Below are 4586 nucleotides of genomic sequence, written 5' to 3' on the forward strand. Positions count from 1 at the left end.
TTAAAGTAGTTTTGGAAAACGAACTGCTGATACTCTGGAGTTTTAACTTCTTCTTGACACAGTGCCGGTCCAAAGTCCTTGATAAAAACCATCCGGTTAGGATGTTTAATAAGGTCCTGTTTTAGTTCTTCGTAGGTTGGCTTATTCATTTCCTCTTCCTCGGTTTCTTCGTAGTTGAGCCACTTGACGTAAACATGATTGCACTTAGGGCATTCTGACTGCATGACCTCTTCAACAATGCACGTGTTTAGGCACCCTGAGGCCACCAACTCGGTCCCTTCCTAGATCCACGCGCACGGGGTAGCTCTGTTGCGTGCCGACAGCGGAGCGCCAGCAGCGTTCCAGTTCCTTCACCCAGGGCCCGGCAAGCTTTCTTTCCAACTGAAAAGAACAGAACTCCGGCTTCGTTCTGCATGGTAATTTTCACCATGCCTGATTCTCTGATTCCTAGGGCAGCACACACTTCTTGCTAAGCCGAAATAAAGCCAGTCCACATCGCGTCCAGTATCAACAGTACATTGGCTGCCTTATACGATGTAACAATCTCATTCCAGGCGCTTATGAAATGGGCTTGGAGGTCGGGCTGCATCTCACCGCTCGTTCCCCTTAACTCGTCAAGCGTCTGGCTTGCCGCCTGCTGTTGCTCTTGTAACACCTCTATCTGCTCATCGAGCGCGGCCTGGATATCCGGGTTCACGTCACTGGACGCGACTTCCAGTTCCTCGATCCCGTTATTAAGATCGCCCATTGCTGTTTCAGCCAATCGCACAAATTCCTCGTTCACTGATGGTCCAGACGACGTAGCCAGCGGGGATTCACTCTTGCCCTGTGGTGTTCCCGGTTGATCAGATTGGCCCCACTGCTCGCACCCCGCCAACAAGAGCGGTAGGAATACGAGGAGCGGTGTCAGTCGTTGGTGTAATCTGATGCTCTTGCTTCTCATAACCGATACCTCCTTCACGATTTAACAGGCCTTTTATGCCTGGGGATGTTTGGCCCGCTCGCCAGCCGGAAAGTATTCGGTGTGCTGAGATGGCCTATGCCTTCTCCATCGGCAATCCTCATTCCAACCAGGCTCCAACCGTGCAGAGGTCAGCCAAGTCGCTGAAACTGAACAAGGTTTTACGCTTTGGCCAGAGTGGATGTTTGCTGGAGAGACGAGGCGGCGCCGAAGCAGCTCTGCTGACATATCGGCAGATGCCGAGATATCGGCGTCAGGCGCGGCGGGAGATGCCGAGCTTTTTCATTCTGGACTGGAGCGTCGTCCGTTTCATGCCGAGGCGGGCCGCGGCGCCGGAGGCCCCCAATCACCCCATTGGCTTCCCGCAGCGCCCGCAGGCTATGCTCGCGCTCAGCGGCTTTCAAATGAGTGGTTGAAATTATCTGCACGATATTGACAACCAGAAGATATCCACAAAGGATTCTCCTGAAGAGAATCCCTGTGGACGGTCAAATCACCGCAATCTATAGCTTGTGTGATGATGTATTGAAGGCCCTGCCTCATGCTGAAGACCCGCCGAGGTGTGCTGCGCATCGTTTCGCGCGAGTTCAAGCCCGAGTCTGTGCGCCCCGAACATCGGCTGCGGCTGCAGCCAGCACAGCGCGGAACGGGCGCGGATCGATCACGAACAGCAGGTCACCCTTCTTGACGATTTGGCCTTCCTTGAAATGCACGGATTCGAGATAGCCGCTCACGCGCGGCCGGACTTCCACCGTATCGATCGCCGTCAAACGGCCCGTATACTCGTCCCATTCGGTAATGTCGCGCACGATGGGCCTGGCGATGTCGACCTCGGGTGGCGGCGGCGCGGCCGGACCACCTGGTTGCCGCTGCAGCCACCCCAACCGCCACCACGGCGCCGAGGGCGCAAACGGCAATGATCTTCATGCTGCGGCTTGAACTACAGCCCCCGCTGGGGGCGCTGGACTCGCTACCTCGAGTCCTTGCGGTGTTTGTGCAGGCCATCGGGTCCCTCGCGAACTGAGGTCAGCCGTCCATCCTCGAACGGCGTGGAACGAGCAGCTTGACCGCTCGTCGTCTGCACGACTTCGCCGCGCTGGTTGCGGGTTTCGCTCCGCACCGTGACCGTTCCGCGGTCCGGCCGCGAGCGAGACGGCACGACTTCCACAACCTCGCTTTCGACATGGAGCACATCGCCGGGCCGGGTCGCCGTCGGCCAGGCGACTTCTCCCCCAAGGCCGACGAGGCCACCAGCGATCGGCAGGCCGCCGTCGACCTGGAGGCGCATGGTGATCGCCGCCGTGTGCCACCCGCTCGCCGCGAGCCCCCGGAAGAGGGTCTCCTTCGCGGCCTCGCGATCCGTGTGAAAGGGCTGCGGGTCGAACTCGCTCGCGAACGCGGTGATCTGTCGCTCGTCGAGCGAATGCGTGCGGCTCGTGAAGCGCCGTCCGACGTGAACGTCACCGCGAGTGACTCGGCGACTACCGCATAAAGTCCAGCCGGTCGGCAGAGCTTGACCAACGTTATGAGAAGATGAGCTAGCAGGACGAAAACTTCGCGCATACCGCCACCTTATCAACTCAGCACACATCGGCAAAACTGCGATTAGCGCGTAAATTATCTTACAATTAGCAATTCGCGACACACAGGCCAGGACCCCATGTGAGCTCCGACGGAGCCGGCGTGGTGGCGGGATGAGGGTCGCCAGCACGAAGCCACAGCAAGCGCTGCGGTCGAGACTAAGACCAGTGAAATGCCAAGCCGAAGCTTCGTCACTTGACTCCTTCCCTGATGCATGAGGCCAGTCGTCGCTGCCGGGGGGCGGCGCATCGCACCCGGCTACAAAAGCCAGGGCGCTGCTCGTGCCGTCAACACCTACCGCAGTTTGGACATTGCTGTGCGACTACAATGCGGCGCTTTGACACGTTGCTCAGTGACTGCAATCAACGGCCGGCGACACGCAAGACCCGCCACACGACACCGCCGGCGTCGTCGGCAACCAAGAGCGAACCGTCGCGCAATTCCGCGATCCCTACCGGACGGCCGTACGTTTTTCCGGTCCGCGGGTCCGCCATAAAGCCAGTCAGGAAGTCTTCGGGTTGTCCTCGTGGCTGACCATTCTGAAACGGCACGAACACGACACGGTATCCGCTGAACTGTGAGCGGTTCCATGAGCCGTGCTGACCGATGAACGCGCCGCCGCGGTACCTCTCCGGGAAGCTGCCTCCAGTATAGAACTGCAATCCCAGCGAAGCGGTATGCGACCCAAGCGCGTAATCGGGCTTGATGCTCCGAGCCACCAGCTCGGGACGCTCGCCCTTGCGGCGGGGATCGATGTTTTGGCCGTAGTACGTATACGGCCAGCCGTAGAAACCGGCTTCCTGGATCGCGGTAATGTAATCAGGGACGAGATCGTCGCCCAGGTTATCCCGCTCGTTCACCGCGGTCCAGAGACGCCCGGTTTCGGGCTGCCAACTCATACCAACTGGGTTACGAATCCCTGCCGCAAAGATTCGTTCACCCGACCCGTCTGGGTTGATCTCGAGAATGTTCGCGCGGCGAACGTCCGTATCCATCCCGTACTCCTCATGATCGCTGGCCGATCCAACCGAAATGTAGAGTTTCGATTTGTCGGCATTGACCACAATGTTCCTCGTCCAGTGGTTGTTGTAACCGCCGGCTGGAAGCTCCAGCACCAGCGTGCCTGCATCCTCGATCCTCGTCTGTCCCTCCTTGTAGGGAAACCGCATGAGACCGTCCGTGTTCGCGACATAGAGGGTGTTGTCGACGAGAGCAACGCCGAGCGGCTGATTCAGATTCGTGAGAAATACCTCTCGTGTCTCGGCCCGTCCGTCTCTGTCTGAGTCCCGAAGGAGAGTGATTCTGTTCGGTGACACGCCGATGCTCCCGGCGCCGGCCATGCCCTTGCGCTTATCGGCACTGGCTCTCGACCTTGGATGACTCCGCGCCTGCGAGACAAGAACGTCTCCGTTCGGTAGAACGTAGAGCCAGCGTGGGCTCTCGAGATCCCGTGCGAACGCCTCCACCTGAAATCCATCAGGCGCCTTTGGCGTGAGGTTTTCCGGCCAGCCGACGACTTCTGCGAACTTTGTCGTAGCCTCGCCTGGCGCCGGTGCAGCCAGGTTCGGAGAAGGACCTACGCCCTTGAGGGTTGATGTCGAAGGCTGCGCCACGGCAGGCGATACGCCGCCGACAGTGAATAGGATGGCAGCCGCCACAAGGGCCGCTGCCTGGTTTCGTTGATTGTTCATTTGCATTGAACTTCTCCCTTGATTCCTCGATAGTCAGCCGGCGGGATACTCCTGGGCCTCAAATCTGTGCCCGAATCACGTCGTGTGAGAGGCAAGCGCGAGGCGAGAGGGGGCGAGTGCGCATCGGGATTTGCGGCGCATTTGCCAACACACCGTCGGGGCGATCGCACACAGTTGTCCACAGGGCACATTAGTTTAATTCCCCATTTGAGGGTGCGTGGCTCCAACCTTCATGTTTTGAGGCGACTGATTCTGTCAGGCCACCAACGAGGATTTCCGAATAGGCGAGCGAAAATTGAAGTTCGGGGCTGGCCTCGGAAACGTTGGTCAGGATCTTCCCAAAGTTGTACGGC

At 58.8% G+C, this 4586-nt stretch carries 3 protein-coding genes and 2 pseudogenes; 1 reads left to right on the forward strand and 4 read right to left on the reverse strand.

Annotated features, from left to right (window positions below):
- Positions 1–469 precede the first annotated feature (469 nt).
- Positions 470–784 (reverse strand): hypothetical protein, encoded by a 315-nt coding sequence (locus M3436_19490; GenBank protein ID MDQ3566169.1) that lies wholly within the window; start codon positions 782–784, stop codon positions 470–472.
- 248 nt (positions 785–1032) lie between these two features.
- Here M3436_19490 and M3436_19495 point away from each other — a divergent pair, with 248 nt between their 5' ends.
- Positions 1033–1377, forward strand: coding sequence for a hypothetical protein (locus M3436_19495; GenBank protein ID MDQ3566170.1), 345 nt, complete (start codon positions 1033–1035; stop codon positions 1375–1377).
- Between the two features lie 216 nt (positions 1378–1593).
- On the opposite strand, the pseudogene M3436_19500 reads toward M3436_19495, so the two are convergent.
- The 3 genes and pseudogenes from M3436_19500 to M3436_19510 all read right to left on the reverse strand — a co-directional run bounded on the left by M3436_19500 (position 1594) and on the right by M3436_19510 (position 4239).
- Positions 1594–1845: pseudogene (locus M3436_19500) on the reverse strand (biotin/lipoyl-binding protein).
- A 142-nt stretch (positions 1846–1987) separates the two neighbouring features.
- Positions 1988–2471 (reverse strand): annotated as a pseudogene (locus M3436_19505) (MaoC family dehydratase N-terminal domain-containing protein).
- Positions 2472–2904: 433 nt separating this feature from the next.
- Positions 2905–4239: a sorbosone dehydrogenase family protein gene (locus M3436_19510; protein MDQ3566171.1), complete on the reverse strand. Its 1335-nt coding sequence runs from the start codon at positions 4237–4239 to the stop codon at positions 2905–2907.
- Positions 4240–4586: the final 347 nt, after the last annotated feature.

The organism is Pseudomonadota bacterium (genome assembly GCA_030859565.1).
In the GTDB taxonomy this organism is placed as follows: Bacteria; Pseudomonadota; Gammaproteobacteria; order JACCXJ01; family JACCXJ01; genus USCg-Taylor.

Excerpts from the sequence above, each read along its gene's own strand:
- M3436_19495 (MDQ3566170.1), top strand. The coding sequence starts at position 1,033 with ATGGCCTATGCCTTCTCCATCGGCAATCCTCATTCCAACCAGGCTCCA.
- M3436_19510 (MDQ3566171.1), bottom strand. The coding sequence starts at position 4,239 with ATGCAAATGAACAATCAACGAAACCAGGCAGCGGCCCTTGTGGCGGCT.